This is a genomic window from Pyxidicoccus caerfyrddinensis, assembly GCF_010894405.1.
Lineage (GTDB): Bacteria > Myxococcota > Myxococcia > Myxococcales > Myxococcaceae > Myxococcus > Myxococcus caerfyrddinensis.
In genome coordinates this window covers 122,287-143,792 of record NZ_JAAIYA010000008.1, presented here as the reverse complement: position 1 = coordinate 143,792, position 21,506 = coordinate 122,287, and the positions used below count along the sequence as shown (strand labels likewise).

13 protein-coding genes are annotated in these 21,506 nt (G+C 69.6%); 4 read left to right on the top strand and 9 right to left on the bottom strand.

The annotated features are described in order from the left end of the window. Positions 1-3: 3 nt before the first annotated feature. Both G4D86_RS20330 and G4D86_RS20325 read right to left on the bottom strand, forming a co-directional pair. Positions 4-1,497 (bottom strand): alpha/beta hydrolase family protein, encoded by a 1,494-nt coding sequence (locus tag G4D86_RS20330; protein ID WP_205519657.1) that lies wholly within the window; start codon positions 1,495-1,497, stop codon positions 4-6. Positions 1,498-1,754: 257 nt separating this feature from the next. Further along, complete coding sequence (locus G4D86_RS20325; RefSeq protein WP_163995649.1) at positions 1,755-4,214, bottom strand: ABC transporter permease; 2,460 nt, start codon at positions 4,212-4,214, stop codon at positions 1,755-1,757. Positions 4,215-4,395: 181 nt separating this feature from the next. Here G4D86_RS20325 and G4D86_RS20320 point away from each other — a divergent pair, with 181 nt between their 5' ends. Beyond that, entirely contained in the window at positions 4,396-5,661 is a 1,266-nt protein-coding gene (locus tag G4D86_RS20320) for a cytochrome P450 (protein WP_163995648.1), read from the top strand. Positions 5,662-5,710: 49 nt separating this feature from the next. Here G4D86_RS20320 and G4D86_RS53835 read toward each other — a convergent pair whose 3' ends face one another. Next, positions 5,711-7,777, bottom strand: a complete 2,067-nt coding sequence (locus G4D86_RS53835) for a cytochrome-c peroxidase (RefSeq protein WP_205519656.1) — start codon at positions 7,775-7,777, stop codon at positions 5,711-5,713. A 234-nt stretch (positions 7,778-8,011) separates the two neighbouring features. After that, a complete protein-coding gene (locus G4D86_RS20310) occupies positions 8,012-9,466 on the bottom strand; it encodes a sulfatase family protein (RefSeq protein WP_163995647.1) in 1,455 nt (484 codons plus the stop codon). 199 nt (positions 9,467-9,665) lie between these two features. On the opposite strand from G4D86_RS20310, the gene G4D86_RS20305 reads away from it, so the two are divergent. Next, positions 9,666-10,265: a hypothetical protein gene (locus G4D86_RS20305; protein ID WP_163995646.1), complete on the top strand. Its 600-nt coding sequence runs from the start codon at positions 9,666-9,668 to the stop codon at positions 10,263-10,265. Positions 10,266-10,364: 99 nt separating this feature from the next. Here the strand turns inward: G4D86_RS20305 and G4D86_RS20300 are convergent, their stop codons facing one another. From G4D86_RS20300 to G4D86_RS20285, 4 genes are all read right to left on the bottom strand, one after another. Further along, a complete protein-coding gene (locus tag G4D86_RS20300; protein ID WP_163995645.1) occupies positions 10,365-10,856 on the bottom strand; it encodes a hypothetical protein in 492 nt (163 codons plus the stop codon). Positions 10,857-10,945: 89 nt separating this feature from the next. Beyond that, complete coding sequence (locus tag G4D86_RS20295) at positions 10,946-13,303, bottom strand: hypothetical protein (RefSeq protein WP_163995644.1); 2,358 nt, start codon at positions 13,301-13,303, stop codon at positions 10,946-10,948. A 51-nt stretch (positions 13,304-13,354) separates the two neighbouring features. Further along, positions 13,355-16,096: a PAS domain-containing sensor histidine kinase gene (locus G4D86_RS20290; RefSeq protein WP_163995643.1), complete on the bottom strand. Its 2,742-nt coding sequence runs from the start codon at positions 16,094-16,096 to the stop codon at positions 13,355-13,357. A 46-nt stretch (positions 16,097-16,142) separates the two neighbouring features. Further along, positions 16,143-17,144, bottom strand: a complete 1,002-nt coding sequence (locus tag G4D86_RS20285) for a LysR family transcriptional regulator (RefSeq protein WP_163995642.1) — start codon at positions 17,142-17,144, stop codon at positions 16,143-16,145. Positions 17,145-17,231: 87 nt separating this feature from the next. Between G4D86_RS20285 and G4D86_RS20280 the strand changes: the two genes are divergently transcribed. After that, positions 17,232-18,248: an MBL fold metallo-hydrolase gene (locus tag G4D86_RS20280; RefSeq protein ID WP_240360366.1), complete on the top strand. Its 1,017-nt coding sequence runs from the start codon at positions 17,232-17,234 to the stop codon at positions 18,246-18,248. A gap of 57 nt (positions 18,249-18,305) precedes the next feature. Here G4D86_RS20280 and G4D86_RS20275 read toward each other — a convergent pair whose 3' ends face one another. Further along, the gene (locus tag G4D86_RS20275) at positions 18,306-19,910 is read right to left on the bottom strand and encodes a PKD domain-containing protein (protein WP_163995641.1); all 1,605 of its coding nucleotides are present in this window, start codon (positions 19,908-19,910) and stop codon (positions 18,306-18,308) included. A 237-nt stretch (positions 19,911-20,147) separates the two neighbouring features. Between G4D86_RS20275 and G4D86_RS20270 the strand changes: the two genes are divergently transcribed. Continuing rightward, the gene (locus tag G4D86_RS20270; RefSeq protein WP_163995640.1) at positions 20,148-21,458 is read left to right on the top strand and encodes a hypothetical protein; all 1,311 of its coding nucleotides are present in this window, start codon (positions 20,148-20,150) and stop codon (positions 21,456-21,458) included. The last annotated feature ends 48 nt before the right edge of the window (positions 21,459-21,506 follow it).

Genomic DNA, 21,506 nt, shown 5'->3' with positions numbered 1-21,506 from the left:
TCCTCAGGGCGCCGCGGGGTTGTCCCAGACGCTGGTGAAGGCGGCGCCGAAGTAGATGCGCGCCGCGCCGCGGTCATCGAAGGGCACCGGCACCATCGCCGCGAGGCAGGAGGTGTCCGGCGGCGCATGAGGGTTCTGAATGAAGCTCGCCGTGACCAGGTGCCCGCAGCTGGGGTTGCCCGGCAGTGTGGTGGGCGAGTTGAAGCCGACGCTGTGCCCCACATGGGGGAAGGTGACGAAGGTCTGGTTCGGCGCCCGGTAGCGCCGCGCCGCGACGAGTGCCGACTCGTGGCTCGTCATCGGGTCCAGGGTGCCGTTCATCATCAGCAGTGGCACCTTCACCCGGGGCCACCGCGTCGCGGAGTGGCTGGAGTACTTCGGCCACTGCACCGAGATGTCGGCCCGGTCCACGCCCCAGTCCAGGCTGAAGGTGGCGGACCCGGCGCGCTGGCGCAGGGTGGCGGGGCTCGGGGCGGGTGACTCCCAGAGCTCGGAGAAGTCGATGTTGGCCTCCAGCACCTGGGAGAAGCCATAGAGCTCGAAGGGCTCGAAGTAGAGGCTGAGGAAGTATCGCAGCGCCTGGACGTCGGCGGGCGCGCAGCGCTCCAGCCGGTAGGGGATGGCCAGCGACAGGACACGCAGCCGCCAGGTCATGAACATCCCCGCGAGCGACTTGCGCAGCAGCGGGCGCGTGAAGCCTGACTCGGCGCAATGGCCCTGTGCCATCCTGTCCGAGATGGCCTGGATGCGCGCCCACGGGTCCGCTCCCAGCCGTGCACGGCAGCTCGCGTCCTGGGCGCACAGCGCCGCATAGCCCCGGGCGGCGGGGTCGAACTCGAGGTCCGTCCGTGACACGAAAGTCTCTCCCGGAGACACCACCGAGTCCTGGATGACGCCGTCCGCCTGACGGGGAAAGAACTCCAGGTAGCGCCACGCCCAATAGGTTCCGTAGGAAAGGCCGTAGAGGAAGACGCGCTGGTTGCGCCCCCGGACGCGCTCGATGAGCGTGCCGAGGTCCATTGCCGCCTGGCTCACATTGAAGTGGGCGAGCTTGTGGCCCCAGCGCGCCCGTACCTCGGCGAGGCAGTCCGGCCATTCCTCCTGCGACAGCTCGCTGCCATTCGGGCTCTCCAGCTCCTCGCCCGCGCAGGTGAGCCCGGCCGAGTTCCCGGTGCCGCGGTGGGCGGGGAAGTAGAGGTCCACTCCGGGGAGGACCGCCGCGAGCCGCTCCGCCTGTCCGAGGTACAGCCCCTCGCCGGAGCCGCCCGGGCCTCCGTCGAGAATCCACAGCTGGGGCGCGTTGGGAACGCCGGACAGCTTGCGCGCGACGAAGATGGGGAGGCTCTCTCCGCGGGGGCGCTGGTGGTCCAGCGGCATCGCCACCGTCGCGCACTCCGCGCCCTCGTAGGACTCCGGGCACGGGCCCCAGACGACGGGCTCGTTCCTGCGTCGCTCCGTGATGTCCTCCTGGGCCAGCGAAGGGGCGCCCAGCCCCATTGCCAGACAGACTCCCGCTGTCCTCGATACCGCTCTCGCGCTCCAGACCATGGCCGCCTCGCGTGGAAGACCGGCCGCTCTCACGGCCGGTGGGTGAAGGCGGGCATCATCGGAGGGCGGGAGACGTCGGTCCAAAGACGCTTTCCGGCCAGGAGTCGGGACTGTATCCCGATTGCATCAGCAGTGCCGATTGCGCGAGATTGGGCCCTTTTGCGCAGAAGGCTCAGGGGGCGCGCGAGCCTGTTGCTTCTGAGGGTTCAACCCTCCGAGCGCAGCACCGACATCGGGTCCACACGCGAGGCACGTCGGGCCGGCAGCCAGCTGGCGAGCAGGGCCACGCAGAGCAGGAGGAGCGCCACCGCCGCCAGGACGAGCGGGTCCGTGGTGCTCACGCCGTACACGAGCCCCGCGAGCACACGGCTCAGCCCCACCGCCCCCACCACGCCGAGCACCACCCCGAGTCCCGCGAGCAGCACCGCCTGGCGGAGCACCAGCCCCAGCACGTCCCCCGCTGTCGCCCCCAGGGCGAAGCGGATGCCGAACTCCCGCGTGCGCTGCGCCACCGCGTAGGACACCACGGCCGCGAGCCCCGCCACGGAGAGCAGCAGCGCCACCGCGCCGAAGGCCCCCAGCAGCAGGAGGCTGAAGCGTCTCGAGGCCAGTGAGCCCGTGAGCAGGCTCTCCATCGTGCTCAGACGCATCGGCAACTCGGGAGCAAGCTCGCGCAGCACCGGCCGCGCCGCGGCAACCAGGGCCGTGGAGCCCACCGGGCCGTACACGGCGAGGTGGAAGCGGGAGAAGGCCCGCGTCCGCTGCCGGGAGCAGCCATAGAACATGGGCCTGGGCTCCTCATCCAGGCCGCGCTCGCGCACGTCCGCCACCACGCCGACGATGGTGAAGGGACGCAGGTCGCCGTCCATGTTGCCGAACTGGATGAGCTTGCCCAGCGGGTCCTCGTGAGGCCAGCGGGCCTTCGCGAGCGACTCGCTGATGACCGCCACGTGCGGCGCATCGAAGGTGTCGCGCTCATCGAACAGGCGCCCACGCACCCGCGGGATGTCGAGCGCGTGGAAGTAGCCCTCGCTCGCCACGCGGTACTCGGCGGAGCCCGTGCGCTCGGGCTCCCGCGCCAACCGCCCGAAGTCATCGAAGCTTCCCACCTCGTCGGGGCGGTTGAGCACGAGGAAGGTGCCATCGCCCCCCTCGCTTCCCTCGAGCGGGAAGACGCTCACGGCCCCCACCGCGCGCACGCCGGGCAGCGCGCCCAGCCTCGTGAGCAGCTGCTCCTGCAGTTGGACGTTGCGCAGCCCCTGCGCCGTGTCCTCGGCCGGAGGAAGCACGAGGCCGACCACCGCGACGTCCTCGGTGCGATAGCCCGGGTTCAGCGAGAGCAGGCTCATCATGCTGCGTCCGAGCAACGCCGCCCCCACCAGCAGGACCAGCGCGAGCGCGAGCTGCCCCACGACCAGGGCACGGCGCATGCGGTCGGCGCCCCCGCCCCCCGTCTGCGTGCGCCCCGCCTGCACCAACGCGGCCCACGGGCTCTGGCGCGCCGCGCGCAGCGCCGTCACCAGTCCCAGTCCCATCGCGAGCAGCAGCGACAGCCCCAGCGCGAAGAGGAGCGCCGTGGCGTTCACCTCCACCTCCCCCACGCGCGGCAGGTGGCCCGGCTCGAGCGCGAGCAACGCGCTCACACTCCAGGTAGCGAACACGGCTCCGAGCGCTCCCCCCGCCAACGACAACAGCAGCGACTCCGTGAGGAACCGCCGCACCAGTGCGCCGGGTCCCGCCCCCAGCGCCACGTGGACGGCGAGCTCGCGCCCGCGGGAGGCCGCGCGGGCGAGAAGCAGGTTGGTGACGTTGGCGCCCGCCACCAGCAGCAGGAAGGCCGCGGCCCCCAACAGCATGTAGAGCGTGGGCCGGACCTGTCCCACCAGGCTCTCCCGGAGGGGCACCACGGCGATGTCTCGCATGCGGGTGTCCTGGCCGTGGAGCTCCGCGAGCGCCCGGGCGATTCCGGTGAGCTCCGCTCGCGCGGCCGCCACGTCGACACCCTCCGCCAGCCGGCCCACCACCCGCCAGTTGTGCGCGGTCCGGCTGGGCAGGCGCGCCTCCAGCTCGCGTGGAATCCACAACTGAGTGCCCACCGGGTAGTCGAAGGACTCGGGCATCACCCCCACCACCGTGTAGGCGCGCCCCTCGAAGGTGAGGGTTCGAGCCAGGGGAAGCGGCCGCGAGCCCAGGTACCGCTTCCAGAAGGCCTGGCTCACCACCACCACGGGAGCGCCTCCCGCCTGCTGCTCGTCCCCGGCGAACAGACGCCCCTGGACCGGCTGCACGTCGAAGGCGGGGAAGAAGTCGCGAGAGGCGAGCGCCATCATGGCGAAGGCAGGCTCGTCCGCGCCCGTGACGGCGACACTCGCCGTGCCCGAGACCTGGGCCAGCGCCGCGACGGTGCGGCTCTGGGCCTGCACGTCCTCGAAGTTGGGGTCCGAGAACTGCATCGAGTGGCCGTCGGCCGCCACCTGGGAGAGCTGCACGAGGCGCTCGGGTCGTGGATAGGGCAGGGGACGCAGCAGCACCCCTTCCACCACGCTGAAGAGCGCGGTGCTCGCCCCGATGCCCGATGCGAGCAACAGGATGCAACCCAGCGTGAACCCCGGGCTGCGTCGCAGTGCGCGCAGCGTCTGACGCAATCCACCCCAGTGGATGTCCACGCAGGAAGCCTCCTGGCGCCGGAGTTGGCGCCCGGGGCGGCTACGCGCGCGGCGTCGGATGATTGCATCGCCCTTCGATTCCCGCCGCCTCCTCGGCGGAGCCGGAATGCTGCGAGATACTGTGCGCGTGCGACCCGCTGTGCCGCACCACACCCCACGAACCGTTGAGGTCAGCGCACGTATGTCCAAGACCCAGGCCCCTTCAGGACTCGGTGCCGAGTACCACCCGCTCGACTCTCCGCACCTCGAGAATCCCCACCCGTTCCTGGCGCGTGCACGGCGGGAGGAGCCGGTGTTCTTCAGCCCGGCGCTGGGGTCGTGGGTGGTGACGCGCCATGCGGACATCAGCGCGGTGGTCGCCGATACCGCACGCTTCTCGTCCGCCGAGTCCATCACGGTGGGCGCCGCGACGACGCCGCCGGAGGTGGTCTCCGCGCTGATGGACGGCTATCCCCTGGTGCCCAGCCTCGTCGACAATGACCCTCCAGCGCATGCGCGCTTCCGGAGCCTCGTCAGCAAGGCCTTCACCGGGCGGCGCCTCGCGGAGAAGGAGCCCTTCATCCGCACCCTCGTGGACGAGCTCATCCACTCCTTCCGGCATGAGGGGCAGGGGGACCTGTTCCTCCGGTTCGCTCATCCGCTGTCGTCCAGCATCATCGCGGAGATTCTCGGAATCCCCCGCTCGGACATTCACAGGTTCCGGCGCTGGTCCGACGAGCTGACCACGGTCCTCGCGGCCCATGGACCCGTGGAGCACCAGGTCGTGTGCGCGCGAGGCGTGGTCGAGTTCCAGCGCTATCTCGCCGCGGCGCTCGAGGAGCGGAAGACGTCTCCCCGGGAGGACCTGATGAGCGACATCGTCACCGGGGCGCAGGAGATGACGCCGCCCATGAGCATGGCGGAGCTGGTGAGCCTGCTGATGCAGGTGCACTTCGCGGGACACGAGACGACCGCGGGCCTCATCGTGGGCGCGGTGGAGCTCCTGCTCGAGAATCCGGAGCAGCTGCAGACACTCCGGGACGACCCGGGCCTCATCGCGGGTGCGGTCGAGGAGGCGGTGCGGATGATCTCCCCCGTGCATGCCATGTTCCGTACCGCGCTGGAGGCGGTGGAGATTGGGGGAGTCCCCATTCCCAGGGGAGCCCACATCCGAATCGTCTACGCGTCGGCCAACCGCGACGAGGCCCGCTTCCACGAGCCGGAGCGCTTCGACATCCGGCGGCCTGACGTCAAGAAGCACCTCGCCTTCGGGCAGGGCCTCCATTTCTGCATCGGCGCGCCGCTGGCTCGGCTCGAGGCACGTCTGGCATTGGAGGCGCTGCTCCGGAGTCTGCCGGGGCTCCGGCTCGTACCAGGGCAGAAGCCGGGCTTCCTGAAGAGCGTCACCGTCCGGAGGCACGAGAGCCTCGACGTCGCGTGGGACGTCCAGGCGCTCCAGGGCCTCTGACCAGGCTCCTCACGGAACCTGGGGTCTCTTCATTTCGCCCGTGTGTTGCTCACGGCGAGGGCTGCGGGCCGAACGGCCCCTCGAGGAAGCCCGGCAGCGGCTGCCCACCGGCGGCGCCCACCGCCGGAATCTCCAGCAGGGAGTCATCCGCGAAGCCGTCGCCGTCCGCGTCGACGAGCGATGTGTCGTCTCCAGGGTGGCCGTTCGGCACGAAGAGCTGCGGGTGGTCGAACGGCGCGCGGCGATAGAGCACCCGTTCGTCGGTGAGCGACTCCAGCCACGCGACGATGGCGTCGACCTCCTCCGTCGCCAGTGACGGGACGCCGAGCGGTTCGATGAGCGTCCCGTCCGTCTGCTTGACGGGCGCCACGTTGCCGCCGCGGCTGTAGAGCTCCACGGCCTCGCGCAGCGTGCGCGCGTCGCCGTTGTGGAAGTACGGCGCGGTGAGGGCCACGTTGCGCAGCGAGGGAATCTTGAACGCGCCCTCCACGCCCAGGCCCTTGGACACGGCCGCGCCGTCGAAGGTGGCGGGCAGCTCGCCGGGGAACAGGCGCTTCGTGTGTGACAGCGGGCCGAACGCGTCACTGGCGCCCACGCCCAGGTCATCCGCGGTTGGACGCACACCGACGTTGTTGAAGCCCTTGTCGATGATGTTGCCGTCACGGTTGCGCACCGGCCCGTTCGCCGCGGCGGTGATGCGGCGCACGGAGGCGTCGGTCAGCTCGGCGGACTCGTGGCAGTTCGAGCAGCGGATGTTCGTGGGCCCGCGCGTGCGGTCATTGAAGAGGTGCGCGCCGAAGAGCGCTTGCCGGCTGATGTGCGTCGGGGCGGTGTTCGTCCACGGGTTCAGGGCCGCGTCCGTCGGGACGGGGTGCTCGCGGCGGAAGCGGTCCCACGGCGTGTCGTCCGATACGAGCGTCGCCTCGTACATCTGGATGGCGATGCCGAAGAAGAGGGCGAAGTTGTACTGCATCAGCGTGTACTCCTCGGTCGCCGGGTCGTCGTCCGCGTGCCGGACGACGCTCTTCGTCCCATCCGGCGCCACCTGGATGAGCCGCCCCGAGCGCCACCACACGTCGTGGAAGGCCGCCTTCACCAGGGCGTTGTAGGTCGGCACGTCGAGCCCCGGTCGCGGCCAGCGGCTCATGGAGCCCAGCACGCTGTCCGTCGGGTCCACCTGCTGGAGCGCGAGCGGGCGGACCTTCTCCATCCGCCGGGCCACCTTCCGCGAGCCCTTCGCGAGCGCGCGCGCCACGTCCAGCGGGGTGCGCCCGGGCGTCGCCATCTCCAAATCACTCACGATGGGGCCCACGGCCTGGGACGCGAGGCTTGAGTTCACCAGCTCGACGCGCACCTCCACCGGGTTGCGAGGGTCGTCCGCGCGGAACACCTTCGCGTCCGGGTCCCTCCTGCCCAGGGTGTTCACCCCGTTGAAGACGTTCTCCGCGCGGCCATCCCAGAACTGGCGGTGGTTGAAGACGGCGTTGATGACCGTCGGGGTGTTGCGAGGCTCCACCCGGCGCGCCTTCACGAAGCCCAGGCTGAAGCCCTGTGGGTCCAGTCCCTCGGCCAGCCAGTGCACGCCCTGCGACGAGACGACGTCGTTGCTGTCCGTCGCCGCGTCCAGCGCCCCGCGCACGCCCGGGACGAGCAGCCGCGTCAGCGGGAAGTCGGAGTCCTGGAGCTGGTGGTTCGGCCCACCCGTCGTGAAGGTGAGGTCCGCGCCCGGCGTGTGCTTGAGGCCCGGGCTGAGCTGGTTCTTCGAGCGCGGGTCCGCGCCGGCCCGGAAGTGGCAGCTCGCGCACGCCGTCTTCCCGTCGCTGCCAACCTGCATGTCCCAGAAGAGCGCCTTGCCCAGCGCAATCGCGGCCTGCTCGTCCTTCACGAAGTCACCGAGGTTCGGCGGCTTCGGCACGGCGATGGCGCGCAGGTCTCCCGGCAGGTTGCTCAAATCGCTCGCGGGAGGAGGGTTCTGTACGCGAGGGATGCCTTCCTCCATCGCGCGGGCGGCCGTTCCCAGCCGCCCCTCTGGAGGCGGACCTCCCGCCTCGCCACAGCCCGTGACTCCCACCACGAGGCTTCCCAGCACTGCTCCAACGTACGGCCTGAATGTCATGGACTCCCCCACCCGGCTCTATTCAGTAGCCGGCAGCAGTATAGGGAAGACACTGACAATCAGATTACAGCTGTCACGGAGCGGGGCTCTCCGGGGGCCGCGGGGACCCAAGCCACCGGAGCGCGTTCCTCAACCCGCTGCCCGTTGGCGCCGTCGCTCCGCCGGGGTGGTGAGGCCGTCGCCAGCGCGCGCCCGCGAGCATGGAGCCATCACCGTGCTCGCGGCGCCGGAGCGTCACACGTCCGGCTCGGTGGGCCAGGTGAAGCCACTCGGGGTGGTGCCGTTGGCCTTCATCTTCCGGATGAGGTGATGGTTCATCTTGAAGAGCTGCGCCTTGCTGTCCGGAGTGATGTTCTTCGGATTGGCGAGGTTCGTCTTCTCGTCCGGGTCCCGGGTGAGGTCGTAGAGCTCGTACTCGAACGCACTGCCGTTCGCCGTGAAGTAGGCGGCGTACAGCCATTCCTTCGTCCGCAGGGCTCGGATGTGGCTCGGCATCGTGGCGGGCATTCCGCCGGCCAGCGCCTGGTCATCGAAGGTGAAGTGGATGGAGTCCTGGAGCGGCGCGTCTGGAGCGATGAACAGCGGGGACAGGTCGATGCCCTTGAACTGCCCCGTGTAGTTTCCAAGCACTCCCGCCACCGAGGCGAGGGTGGGCAGCAGGTCGATGTGCCCCGCCAGCTCCCGTGTCACCACGGGGGAAGGGAAGAGCGCCGGATTGGAGATGATGAGGGGGACGTTCAGGGTCTCGTCGTACGCGTTGAAGGTCTTCTCCACGAGCCCGTGGGACATCGCCATCTCGCCGTGGTCGGCCAGCCGGAAGATGAGGGTGTTGTCCTGGAAGCCCTGGGCCTTCAGCGCATCGAGCAGGGTGTTGATGTCCCTGTCGACGACTTGCTGGAGGTACGCGTAGAACTGCGCGTAGCTCGTCCGCTCCGCATCGGTCCACGCGGGGACGTTCCAGTTCTTCCCGCTCGCCTGGAACCAGGCCTGGACGGAGGGCTTCGTCGACAGGTCCTCGTTCCAGGAGTCAGGAGGCTGGAGGGGCAGGTCCTCCCAGTCCGAAGGCGAGTAGCCGGCCGCCTCGTATTGGAATGGCGCCACGTAGACATCGTGCGGGTTGACGAACGAGGCGACGAGGCAGAACGGAGCGCTCCGGTCCACGGTGCGCAGGAAGTCGAGCATGCTGGCGCCCGAGCCAGCGGGCTTCTCCCCGGAGCCGGTGACAGTCCCCAGGTAGCGGGCGTCGTTGTTGTATCCGCCCGCCCCCAGGGTGTTTCCCGGTGCCAGCGACGTGCCCGCGTCCGGTGGGTCCCACGGGCCGAAGCCGTGAGCGCTGGGCGTGAACCCGGACGCATCGCCCAGGTGCCACTTGCCCCGGTAGCCCACCTGATAGCCCGCGCCCGTCATCACCTGCGCCAGCGTGGTGAAGTCCGGGCCCAGCGGCTGTGAGCCCGTGCTCTGCACACCGGTCTGCGCGGGGAAGAGGCTCGTCCAGAGCGTGGCCCGGCTCGGCGAGCACATGCAGGTATTGGTGAAGGCCCGCTCGAAGGTCAGCCCGCTCCGCGCGAGGCGGCCGAAGGAGGTCAGGTGCTTCTCTGCCCAGCCCTTGGGCCAGTGACGGAACTGGCGCTGCTGGTCCGTGAGGATGATGAGGATGTTCGGAGGCGTGGAGGCGCTGCCGATTCGCATGGGGCACTCCGGGACGGCGGGGACCCGCCAGTGTACCGCCGGACCCGCCTACGCATAGAGGGCCCCTTCATCGCCGCTCGGGGCGTTCCAGGCCCGTGACAGAGGTGTTGAACAGCTTGCGTCCTCGCGCATAGTGGCGACCGCCTCGTGCCATCGGCTGAGGTCCTGGAGGTTCCGATACGTGATGGGGATGCGCTGGATGATGAGCTGGTCTATTCCGCTGGTGGCCCTCGGCTTCTCCGCGGCTGCTTCCACTCCCACGGAGGCCCCGCCGGTCGCGAGCACGCAGGCCGCCCCGGGCCAGCGTGCTCCGGCTCCGAGCACCCCGGAGGCGCCGCAGCCCGTGGCCCTCGCCTACCAGCCGAAGGACTGTGACCCGGAAAAGGCGCTGCGGTGCACGTGCGTGGGGAGCGTGGGCTCGGCGGAGGCGGCGCTGAAGGAGATTGGCCTGGACGCGCAGACCCTCCGCACGAGCGGCGCGCCCTGCATCCAGGGTGACTTCGACCGCGACGGCAATCCGGACTACGCGTTCCCGGGTGCCAGCTACGGGGCGTGCAACGGGGCCGCCCCCGTGCGCGTCATCTTCACGAAGAAGGGCCTCGTGCGCGAGGTCCAGTCGCTCCCCCGCGAGATGAGCTGCTTCCAGCTCTACCGTCCGAACAAGAAGCCCGGTCGTGACGGCGTGCCGGCCACGAAGCGGGACGCGTTGGTGGATTGGGGCGAGGGCAACGCCACCTGGTTCTATCGCCATGACGGCAAGCGCTGGCTCGCCACGAGCCATGCGTCCGAGGCGAACTAGCACCGCCGGCTGGGCTCCGCTGGCTACATCGTCCGGGACGTGAAGGTCGCCGCCAGCGACACGGCGCTCCCGCGGATCCGGGGCAACGAAAGCGGCTGCCTACTGGCAGTTCGCCGGCTCCTTGCACGAGTAGGTCCGGATGATGCTCATCCGGAAGCCGTCCAGGCGGCTGGGGCCGAGCGGCACGCACGTGCCCAGGCTATCGACGACGTTGCAGCCGCCAGCGGGGCACTTCGCGGCCACCATTTCGGTGAGGAAGCCGCGCGCCTGCACGGCCGCGGCGCCGCAGGTGGCACCCTCGCCATACCGGTTGGCGGTGTAGCGCGTGGCACCGCAGGTACAGGCCGGCGGGCAGTAGGTGCGGACACCGTCACACTCCACCCAACCGCCGCCGTCCGCACCCGAGTTGCACACGCCCGACGCGGAGCCGCAGGTGACGGAGATACCGCTCGCGCAGGTCTGCGACACATCACAGACCAGCGAAGACTCGGCGGACTCGAGCGAGGTGCCCTCCTCGCTCACCCCACCCGCGTTGCAGGCGGCCAGTCCCACCGCCACCACGACGACTCCACAGCGCCAGAGCCAGCTCATTCGAAGGTCCATCCAGTTACAGTAGTACCAGGAGTGAACCCTCATCAACTCCCGGCCTCCGGGTCTGGCCTCCGAACCCCACAAGTGCGTCAGGGGGCCGACTGCAGCGGTTTGCGCTCCTTCACGCAGACCTGGATCAGCTCGAGCATGCTCATGTTGGTGCCGCCGACGTCGAACTTCTGCTCCTTGAAGTCGGGATACCGGTTCTCCAGGATCCGCCCCTCCGCGATGCACTCGTTGAACTGCGCGAGCGCCTCGCTCTTGCGACCCTTGGAGAGGAGCGCCTTCGCCGAGTCATAGGCCTTCCTCGGGCCTTCGTTGAACCGAAGCTGCACGTCGGCCCTCTTCTGGGGCTCCTGCAGCGCCTCTGCCTTCTGGGCGCACTGAGCCATCACCTCCTGGGGCCGGGTGGGGACACCGCCAACGAGCACGTCCACCGTGGCGAGGCTGGCGTTCTCCTTCACCATCCTGGCACCGTCGTCCTGGCAGGCCTTGAGCTTCTCGAGCGCGCTCGCGTACAGCGCGTTCCTCTTGCGCAGGTCCGCGGAGGCCGCGGCCGCCTCCGACGCGGTGTTGGCGGCAGCCAGGGACTCACCGGTCACCCGGCGCAACGCCCGCGCTTGCTTCGCGAACTCGAGCGCCTCGACCAGCTTCAGCCACTCGGCGCGCGCCCGCTCCGCGTACGCCGCGTAGCCCGCGTCCTGCCGCTCCAGCTCCGCGCGCGCCTCGAACATCTTCATGACCTCGTCCACGCTCTTCGAGGCCGTCTCTACGTCGCCGTCGGTCGCCGAGACGCGCTTCGCGGCTTCGAGCTTCTCCTTCGTCGTGGCCAGCCGCTCCGCGAGCTGAGCGCGGGCGTCCGCCGCGGCCAGCACGATCTTCTTCCGATTGACGCGCTCGCTCAGCTCCGCCATGCGCTCCTTCGTCTCCTTGGCGTACAGCGCGTAGTCGCGGTCCTTCTTGACGAAGTGGGCGCCAGCCTCCAGCACCACGCCGATCTGCTTGATGGCGTTCTCTGCCTCCTGGAGCTGCGCCTCCGAGGGCGTCTCCTTCTGGACCTGGCTGACCAGGGCCGCCGCGTTCTTCCGCGCCTCGTCGACCTTCACGCGCTGCTGCTGCAGGTCGACCTCGTACCGGCGCCGCTCCATCGTCGCCCGCCCGTCCTTGAGCAGCTGACGCGCCTCGGCGGCGGCCGGGCTGATGGCGGGGTTCTTCGCGTGAACCGTCTCGAGCGTCTTCTCCAGGACGACCAGCGCCGTCTTCGCCTCCTCGAACTGCTCAGCGGTCACAGTCCGCTTCTCGAGATTGCGCAAGGCCTGCAAGACGTCGGCGCGAGCTGCATCGAGGCTGCGGACCTGGAGTGCCACCTCCACCTCGACGAGCGTGTTCTTCACCTCGGCGAGGTACTGGCCGATGGCCTGGCTCCGCGCGGCCTGCGGCTCGTATTTCTCCACCAGCTTCCGGACGACGAACGCCGCGGTCTTCGCCTCGGCGAGCTGCTCGGGCGTGGGCCTCCTCGCGCGGAGCGCCTTGGCGGCCGCGACGAGCTCCTCATGGGCAGGCCCCAGCTCCACCTTGACCCGGGAGACACCCGCCTGCACCACGAGTTCATCCATCCGGCGCTTCGCCTGGGTGATCTCGGCTCGTGCCTTCTCCGCCTCCGCGCGATACGCCCTGTCGCGCTCCTCGAGCGGCTTGCCCTCCTCGAGCTGCTTCTGCAGCGCCGCAGCCGCCGTGTCGGCGGCTGCGAACTTCTCGTCCGACCAGGCCTTGCCCAGCTCGGCGAGCGCGGTGGACAGCGCCTTGCGGCGCTCGTCCAGGAGCCCTCGCTGCTTCTGTGCCGACTGCTGCAGCCACCGTTCGTCAATCGTCTTCTCGTGACGGGCGATGGTCGCGTCGACCTCGGTGAGGTACGCGGCGAACTTCGGATCCTGGTTCGTCAGGGGCCGGCCCTCGTCCGCCAGCTTCTTGAGCGCCTCCACGGCGGCCCGGGCCTCGTCCATCGCTTTGGGGCCGGGGTCCCCCTGCCCGAGCTTCGCCATGCGCTCGTTCACGGTCGCGAGTGCGCCATCGATGCGCCGGCGGAACTCGTGGATGTGGACCTTGGCTCGGCGCTCTTCGACGTACTGGCGGTGCGTCCGGAGCTCCTTCCGTGCAGCCAGGACCGTCTTGGCGTACTCGAGGTCCTCCGTCTCGAAGCTCGCCCCTGCATTGAGCGCATCTTTCAGCGCTTCCACCGCCGCGAGGGCGGCGTCGAGGTCGGCGTTGCTCGGCGGCTCCTTCTCGATCCGCTGAACCGCCGTCGCAAGGGCCGTGCGGGCACTCTGCACTCGCTTCGATGCCTCCTCGACGGACCTCGCGGTGCCAGCGTCTGGAGACGCGGCAGCTGCATCGGCGGAGGCCAGGAGGAGGAACCCGATAAACATCAACACTGGAGTTCGTACCATTCACGCCAACCTACTACAGCGAGGCTGTGGGAGCCCCGGCATTGTGTCTGCTCAGGCGCTGCGGGCCGCGCCGCCCTGCAGTGGAAGCTCGACGATGAACGTGGCGCCCTGGCCGAGCGTGCTCTCGACCTTCACCGTGCCGCCCAGGGCCTCGACAATCTGCCGGGAGATGTAGAGCCCCAGGCCCAGTCCTCCGTAATGGCGCTCGGACACCGCGCGCTCGAACTTGCCCCAGATGCGCTGGAGGTTCTCCGGCGCGATGCCGATGCCCCGGTCGCTGACCGTCAGCCTCGCGCGCCCGTCCACGGTCTCCACGCTCAGCATCACCGGGTGGCCGGGGCCGTACTTGACGGCGTTCGCCAGCAGGTTCGTCACCACCTGCTCCAGCCGCGAGCTGTCCCAGGTGCCCTCCACCGGCGCGGGAGCGTGGAGGCGGACCTCGCAGCCCGCGCGCTTCACCTCGGTGTCGAAGCGCCCGGCCACGTCGCGCACCAGCGCCGCGAGGTCGCACTGCTGGGGGTCGAGCGTGAGGGCCAGTCGTCCGGCGCCAATGTTCGACACATCCAGGAGGTCGTTCACCAGGCAGGCGAGCCGCTTTACCTGCCGCCGCATGACTTCCACGTGGGGCGCGAGACGCCGGGCCAGGGAGGACTCCGGCTCGGCTCCGGCCGCGCGCGCGAGCGCCTCGAGCTTGAGGGCCAGGGGCGTCAGCGGCGTCTTGAGCTCATGGCTGGCGATGCCCAGAAACTCGTCGCGGGCGCTGACCGCCAGCTTCAGCTCCTCGAGGAGTCGCTCCCGCTCCCGCTCCGCCTCCTTGCGCGCGGTGACGTCCACTCCCACCACCACGCCGTGGGTGATGTGGCCCTGCGCGTCGCGCACGGGCGTCGCGCTGTACTCGATGATGCCCCAGCTGCCGTCGCCCCGGATGACGTGGACGGCCTCGGCCATGACCGGCACTCCGGAGGCCATGGCACGGGGCAGGGGCCACTCGTGGGGTTCGTACGGCCGCCCATCGGCATGGAAGCCCGGGTAGCCGCGGTACTCCTCCGTGTTCCTGGCGGGTGTGGTGGGGCCGCGAATCTGTGCCTCCGCCTGCGCGTTGGCGAGGAAGAGTTTTCCGGTGGGCGCTTCGGCAATGTAGACGGAGTGCGGGAGTTGCTGCAGGACGGCCTGGAGGATGCTCCGCTCGTGCATCAACTGGCGGATGAGCTCCTCCCGCTCGGCCTCTACCCGGACGCGCTCCGTCACGTCCAATGACGCGATGCTGAGGGTGGAGACGCGGCCGGCCTCGTCCAGGACGGGCTGGTAGAACACCTCGAAGGTGAGACCGGCGGTCTGGACGATGGTGGAGAAGGTCTCTCCCCGGAGTCCCCGGAGGAGGAACTCCTGCACGTGGGGCTCGTTCGCGTACATCTCGAGGGCGGACTGTCCCACCACCTGGCCCGGAGACAGTCCCAGGCTCTGGAGCCCCTTGCCCTCGGACACGACGAAGCGGCCATCGGCGTCGAGCACGGCGAGGACAATTGGCCCGCTGTTGATGACGGTCCGCAGCCGCTGCTCCGCCAGCACGAGCTGCTCCTCGGCCTTCCGTTGCCGGGTGACGTCGCGCGCGGAGGCGTAGATGAGGCCCGTCTCCGGCACGGGCACGGAGGTCCAGTTGAGCCACCTCCACCCGCCATCCCTGCACTCGACGCGGACGGTGAGCCCGGGGTCAGCAGTTCCCCGCTTGAGGGCGGCCAGGGTCTCCTCCCCCCTGCCGCGGTCCTCCGGGTGGATGAAGTCCAGAAGGGGCCGGGCGCGGAGCTCCTCCTCGCTCCAGCCCAGGATGCGCGTGAAGGCCGGGTTCACCCGCTTGTAGAAGCCGTCCATGTCGGCGATGCAGAACATGTCCGGCGCCAGGCGGAAGAAGCGCTCGCGTTCCGCTTCGGCCTCCTTGCGCTCGGTCAGGTCCAGCACGAAGGTGGCATTCTGATTCGAGGCGGGCAGGCGGACGCTGCCCAGCATGACGGGCACGCGACGACCGTCCTTGCGCACGTATTCCTTCTCGAAGGTGCTCGCCATGCCGCGGGCTTCGATTTCCTCCAGCGCCCGCAGCGTCACCGCGTGGAACTCCGGTGGGGTGATGTCCATGAAGTTGATGCGGCCCGCCTCCAGGTCCTCGCGGCTGTAGCCCACGATGCGCAGGAAGGCGTCGTTGGCATGGAGGACGCGGCCGTGGTTGTCGGTGAGCACGAGCCCGATGAGGTGGGATTCGAAGATGCTGCGGAAGCGCGACTCGCCGGCCGCGAGCTGTCTGGCCAGCGCCTCCGCGCGCTCCCGGGCTTCGTGCTCCTTGCGGAGGAGCGCATCCCGCTCCCGCTCGGTGCGCTGGAGGGAGCGCGAATGCTCGCATTCCCGGCTGGCGCGGGTGTTCCGCCCGAGGCGCACCATCAAGCACCGCAGCTCGGGCGCATGGCCCTCGCCGTGTTCGAGCGTGAGCACCTTGGTGAGAAAGGGGAGCGCCTGCCCGTTCGCATCCAGGAACCGGAGCACGCCGCTGCGCTCGGTCCGGTGTCGTGTGCTGTCCAGGAAGAGCTCCAGCGCGTCGTCGAGGTCCTCGGGGTGGAGGTGCCTGGCGAGGAAGTCCGCCTCGGTCCACCACTGCTCCAGTGGATAGCCGAGAATCCCGGCGGCATTCGGACTCACGTGCATGAGTTGAAGCGTCACCGCGTCGGCGGCCCAGACGATGACATCGAACTGCCGGGTCCAGTCGGAGAGGCCGCGCTCTTCGGTCCTGGCCTCCGCTGTCATCATTCCTGCTCCCCCTTTGAGCCGCCGAGGTCAGGGCTCTCCGTTGATTCTAAGAATGGTCGACAGGGTTGGATGGAGGGGGCAGGGAGGGGGCCCCTGCGTGGGTGGGTTGCCGGGTGCGTCCGTCGCTCTGGACTCGGCGCCACAGGCTCGGCCGACTCGCGAACAGCTCCGTCGTCCAGTCGATGAAGACCCGCAGGCCGGCGCCCAGCTGTCGCGAGGGTGGGTAGACCAGGAACAGGGGACGGGGTTCGGGCTGCCATCCTTCCAGCACCGGCACCAGCTCACCCGCGGCCAGGTACGGCTCCAACACGAAGTGGGGGGCAATCATGACGCCCAGGCCCGCGAGCCCGGCGGCCAGGTACGCGTTGGTTTCGTTGAGCGTGAGCTGGCTGCGGCCCTGGACCTCGAGCCGCTGGCCATCGCGGATGAAGACGAAGGGGAGCTCCTTGCCGCTCAGTGACGAGAAGTAGCTGACCACCGCGTGCGACGCGCCCGCCAGCTCCTGCGGGTGGAGTGGCGCGCCGTGACGCTCCAGATACCGCAGTGACGCGCATGCCAGATAGCAGAGGTCGCCGAGGTGCCGTGCCACCAGGGAGTCGTCTTTCACGCCACCTCCGCGAATGGCGCAGTCGACGTTGTCCGCGAGGAGGTCCACGGGGCGGTCGCTCACCCCCAGCTCGATGTGCAGCTGCGGGTAGCGCGCGTAGAACGACGGCAGCGCGGGAACGATGAGCAGCCGGGAAATCGTCCCACTCGACTCCACCCGCAGGCGCCCCCGGGGGCCGCGCCGTGTCTGGGCCAGCGTGGCCTCGAGTTCTCGCACCTCTCCCAACAGGCGCAAGGCCTGCTGGTAGTAGGTCATGCCCTCCGGGGTGACCGTCACACGGCGCGTGGTGCGGTGCAGCAGCTTCACGCGCAGGGTCGCCTCCAGCTGTTGAATCAGCCGGGTCACCGCCGTCTTCGGGCGGCCCAGCGCGTCGGCCGCCTTGGTGAAGTTTCCGCTCTCCACCACGCGGACGAAGGCTTCCATCGCCGCGAACCTGTCCATCTTCCACCTCATTGTTTCAGGGGTGAAACGGAGTGTGTGACGAGCGCCTGTTTATCCCAGGGAAGGCCCGGCGCTATCTCATCGCCCATGAAAAGACCTCTGCCCCGCGGTGCCTTCCTCGCTGTCTCGCGCGCCCTCACCCTGCTGGTGCTGGCCGTCGCTCCACTGCTTCCGTCCGCCGTCCAGGCGGCCGCGCCCCAGGTGAGAACCCAGGCACCTGGCTTCTATCGGATGCTGCTCGGCGACTTCGAAATCACCGCGCTGTCCGACGGCACCGTTCCCCAGACCGTGCGCGAGGTGGCGACGCACACGACGCCGGAGCGCGTAGCGGAACTGCTCGCGCGCGACCACCTCGAGGACCCGGTCGAGCTGTCCATCAACGCGTTCCTCATCAACACCGGCACGGCGCTGGTGCTCGTTGACACGGGCGTGGGAGGCTTCTTCGGTCCCGACGTGGGAGGCCGGCTCCAGCAGAGCCTCCGGGGCGCGGGCTATCAGCCCGAGCAGATTGACGTGGTGCTGCTCACGCACATCCATTCCGACCACTCCGGTGGGCTCATGTCCGGCGCGCGCCGGGCGTTCCCCAACGCCGTCCTCCAGGTGCACTCGCGCGAGGCGGACTTCTGGCTCGGTCGCGAGAACAAGGCGAAGGGACCGGTGGACCCGAAGTACTTCGAGGAGGCGCGGGCCATGGTGGAGCCGTACCAGGGTGCGGGGAAGCTGAAGACGTTCGGAAGCGGGGACGCCATCGTCCAGGGCATCCGGGCCGTGGCGACTCCGGGGCATACGCCGGGGCACAGCGCCTACGTCGTCGAGAGCCGGGGGCAGCGGCTCATCTTGTGGGGCGACCTCATGCACTTCGGCTCGGTGCAGCTGCGCGAGCCCTCGGTGACGGTCGCCTACGACGTCGATGCCCGTGCGGCGGCGGCCCAGCGCGCCCGGGTGTTCGCGGAGGCAGCGGGGCGGGGCGACCTGATTGGCCTCGCGCACATGCCCTTTCCCGGACTGGGCCGGCTTGGCACGGAGGGGCGGAACTACCGGTGGATCCCGGCCAACTACAGCTCGGGCCAGCGTTGGCAGGACGTGAAGGGCAGGGCGGAGTAACGCGCTCCTGCCCTCCGACAGGTCACCAACAGACCTGTCGGAGCGGCAGGGGAGGGGTCAGCGCACCTCGAATTCGTAGATGCGCGTCGCCGGGTCGCCGTTCTGGGTCGGGGTGGTCACGTTGAGCTTGATGTAGCGCGCCGACGTGGCGCTGATGGAGTGGGTCGAGGTGCTGGCGGTGTTGTTGGTCACCGTCACCGGGGTGCTCCAGCTGGAGCCGTTGCTGGAGGTCTGGATGGTGAAGGCCCGGGTGTTCCAGGTGCTCGATTCACCGCCCGCGCCGGCATGCTTGACCACGAAGCTGCTGACCGTCTGCGCCGAGCCGAGATCGACCTGCAGCCAGGACGCGGTGGTCAACGAGCAGAACTTGTCGGTGTTGCCGCCGGAGACGCTGCCGTTGACCGCCTTGGCCGGCGTCTCGCTGCTGTTGCAGGCGCTGGAGCCGGTCGCCGGTTTGTTGAGCGCCAGGTTGACGTTGCCGGCGCCGACCGAGACTGTCTGGGTCTTGGTGTGGCTGGCGCCGCCGTTGTCGGTCACCGTCAGGCTGACGTTGTAGTTGCCGGCGCTGGCGTAGACATGGCTGGGGTTGGTCGCCGTCGAGCTGCTGCCGTCGCCGAAAGTCCAGCTGCGCGAGGTGATGCTGCCGTCGCTGTCGCTGGAGGAGTCGCTGAAGGTCGCGACCAGTCCGCTCACGGTGACGCCGAAGTTGGCCACCGGCGGGGTGTTGCCGCTGACCGCGGTGTTGATGGCCGCCGCGTACTGCGCGGTCGTGCCCTGCGCCACGCACTTCTGGATGTCGTCGTACAGCCACATGAAGCCGCCGCCGATACCGGCGGTGCTCTTCCAGGTGCTCATCTTGCTCTGCACCGTGGCCGGACTGTCGCCGCTGCTGCAGCCGGTGCCGTGGCGAGACCACAGGCCCGGGTCGACGGTCATTCCCATCGCGGTGTTCCAGCTCGCCGGATTGTTGCCGGCGCCGCCGTCGTAGACTTGGAGGTAGATGCCGTCGACCGCGCTGCCGAGGCTGTCCCTGAGGCTCCGCCAGAAGCTCTGATTGGTGTAGGGCGCGAAGGTGATTTTGTAGCCCTGGCCAATCAGCATCTGCCCGAACTGGGTGGTCGGGGCGAGGTCGTAGGCGCTCTCGTCGTCGAAGTTGACCGCGTTGGCGCCGGTGGCGGTCTTCAGCGCCTGGAAGTTGCGGTACAGGATGCTGTTGCTGCCGGTGCCGCAGACGAGGGTGCTGCCGCAGCCGGTGGCGGTGCCGTTGACCAGCCTGGCCATGCGCTCGAAGTCGGGGACGCTCCAGGCGCCGATTGACACTTCGATGCGATTGACCGACGTCGGCGCGGTCTTGAGCGTGGCCAGCCGCGTCGGCCAGGCCGGGTCGCCCATGTAGGCCCCGTTCTTGACTACCGGGATGTCGTTGTAGACCAGGTCACCGTTGTCCTCGATGTGGAAGCTCCACAGGATGATGGTGGTGAAGCCCGAGCTGCGCAGGTCATCCATCACCGCGGTGCCGCCGGAATAGAACGGGCCGCCGCCGTAGATCGCCGAATCGGCATGGGCCGCCGGTGCGAGCGCGGTCAGGGCGAGGGCGGCGAGCGCCGGCCAGACCTGGCGGGCGGGACGGAGGCGGGACGAGAGTTGCTTCGACTTCGGCATGGTGCGCTCCTCTGCAATGCGACGGGCCGACATTGCGAGCGCCGAATTCGGAGTGTCAATATTTAAATCGAGTAAAATAGGTAAAATTTGTATAAGCCGTGCGTCGGTCGGATTCTTGCCCGGCCGTTCGGGCACGTCCGCCTCAATGGCAGACAGCTGACTGAGGCGACGGCGGCGACGTCTCCACTGCGCGCGCGTACCATGCGAGGCTGAAGTGCTGCTCGCCAAGGAGGATGCATGGTTGCCCGCCTTCATATCCAAGGTCTCGTGCTGTCGCTGGCACTGGTGTCCACGGCATCCGCCCACGCGGCGGCACCCGGGCCCGAGGTCGGGGCGGTCACCCGCGCCTTCAAGGAACTCGAACGCACGTGCCGCGCTGACGCGGGTGCCCTCTGGGGCGACTCCCTCTGTGCGCCTGTGATGGTGGTGGACGCGCAGAGCCGGCGCTTCATCGCGAGCGAGGCGCCGAAACAGGGAAAGTACCCGGGCCCTCCCTTCACCGGCGACCTGCCGTCGGATGTGACGGTCGCCAACACCGCCACGGAATGGGCGGGCACGCTCTGGGTGCAGCTGCTCTGGCCCCTGCCGGAGGACCCGACGGCCCTGCGCGTGATGCTCGCGCACGAGGCCTTCCACCACCTGCAGCGCCGCCGGGGGCTCACCACGGGAGACAAGGCCAATGCGCACCTCGAAACGGCCCGGGGCCGGACACTCCTGCAGCTCGAATGGCGGGCGCTCGCGCGGGCGCTGGAGTCGCGCGGCGCCACCCGTCGCGCCGCCGTGCAGGACGCGCTCGGCTTCCGCTCGGCCCGTCGCGCCCTCTTCCCGAAGGCCACGGAGGAGGAGCGCGCGCTGGAGCAAAACGAGGGCCTCGCCGAGTACACCGGTGTGCGGCTGGGAGCCTCGAAGGCCGCCGCGCGCCTGGCGCTCGTGAAGACCGCGCTCGCGGAAACCCCCGGGCAGCCCACCCTGGTGCGTACCTTCGTGCACGCCTCAGGCCCCGCGTACGGGCTGCTCCTCGACGACGCGGCCGGCGCACGCTGGCGACGCGAGGCCCTGGAGCGGGCGGACCTGGGCGAGCTCCTGGCCCGCGCGCTGTCCCTGGACACGAAGCCTCCGTCGGAGGAGCTGCTCGCGAGCCGCGGCAAGGCGTACGGTGCGCCGGAGCTGGAGCAGCGCGAGGCCGAGCGCGAGCGCGCGGCCCAGGCCCGGCTCGTGAAGCTGCGTCAGCGCTTCGTGGAAGGGCCGGTGTTGCGGCTGCCGCTCGAGCGCATGCGCATCGAGTTCAAGCCCGGGGAGCTGGTGCCCATCGACGGCGTGGGCACGGTGTACCCGAGTGGGCGCATCGTGGACGCGTGGGGAAGCCTGACGGTGAACTCGGGCGTGCTGGTGGATGAGCGGTGGAAGAGCGCCACGGTGCCCCTCCCTCTGGAGACCCACGGCAACACGCTCTCCGGGGACGGCTGGGAGCTGGAGCTGGCCACGGGCTGGGAGCAGGTGCCGGGAGTGCGCACGGGTGATGTCACCGTGCGTAAACCTCCGGGCTGAAGCGGCCTCCCCATGGCGAAATGGGACTTGGACTTCAGGTCGTTGTCC

What these genes read in the sequence shown, in the direction of transcription:
- G4D86_RS20330 (WP_205519657.1), bottom strand. Translation starts at nt 1,497, where the DNA reads ATGGGGCTGGGCGCCCCTTCGCTGGCCCAGGAGGACATCACGGAGCGA.
- G4D86_RS20320 (WP_163995648.1), top strand. Translation starts at nt 4,396, where the DNA reads ATGTCCAAGACCCAGGCCCCTTCAGGACTCGGTGCCGAGTACCACCCG.
- G4D86_RS53835 (WP_205519656.1), bottom strand. Translation starts at nt 7,777, where the DNA reads ATGACATTCAGGCCGTACGTTGGAGCAGTGCTGGGAAGCCTCGTGGTG.
- G4D86_RS20310 (WP_163995647.1), bottom strand. Translation starts at nt 9,466, where the DNA reads ATGCGAATCGGCAGCGCCTCCACGCCTCCGAACATCCTCATCATCCTC.
- G4D86_RS20305 (WP_163995646.1), top strand. Translation starts at nt 9,666, where the DNA reads ATGATGAGCTGGTCTATTCCGCTGGTGGCCCTCGGCTTCTCCGCGGCT.
- G4D86_RS20300 (WP_163995645.1), bottom strand. Translation starts at nt 10,856, where the DNA reads ATGAGCTGGCTCTGGCGCTGTGGAGTCGTCGTGGTGGCGGTGGGACTG.
- G4D86_RS20295 (WP_163995644.1), bottom strand. Translation starts at nt 13,303, where the DNA reads ATGGTACGAACTCCAGTGTTGATGTTTATCGGGTTCCTCCTCCTGGCC.
- G4D86_RS20290 (WP_163995643.1), bottom strand. Translation starts at nt 16,096, where the DNA reads ATGATGACAGCGGAGGCCAGGACCGAAGAGCGCGGCCTCTCCGACTGG.
- G4D86_RS20285 (WP_163995642.1), bottom strand. Translation starts at nt 17,144, where the DNA reads ATGGACAGGTTCGCGGCGATGGAAGCCTTCGTCCGCGTGGTGGAGAGC.
- G4D86_RS20280 (WP_240360366.1), top strand. Translation starts at nt 17,232, where the DNA reads ATGAAAAGACCTCTGCCCCGCGGTGCCTTCCTCGCTGTCTCGCGCGCC.
- G4D86_RS20275 (WP_163995641.1), bottom strand. Translation starts at nt 19,910, where the DNA reads ATGCCGAAGTCGAAGCAACTCTCGTCCCGCCTCCGTCCCGCCCGCCAG.
- G4D86_RS20270 (WP_163995640.1), top strand. Translation starts at nt 20,148, where the DNA reads ATGGTTGCCCGCCTTCATATCCAAGGTCTCGTGCTGTCGCTGGCACTG.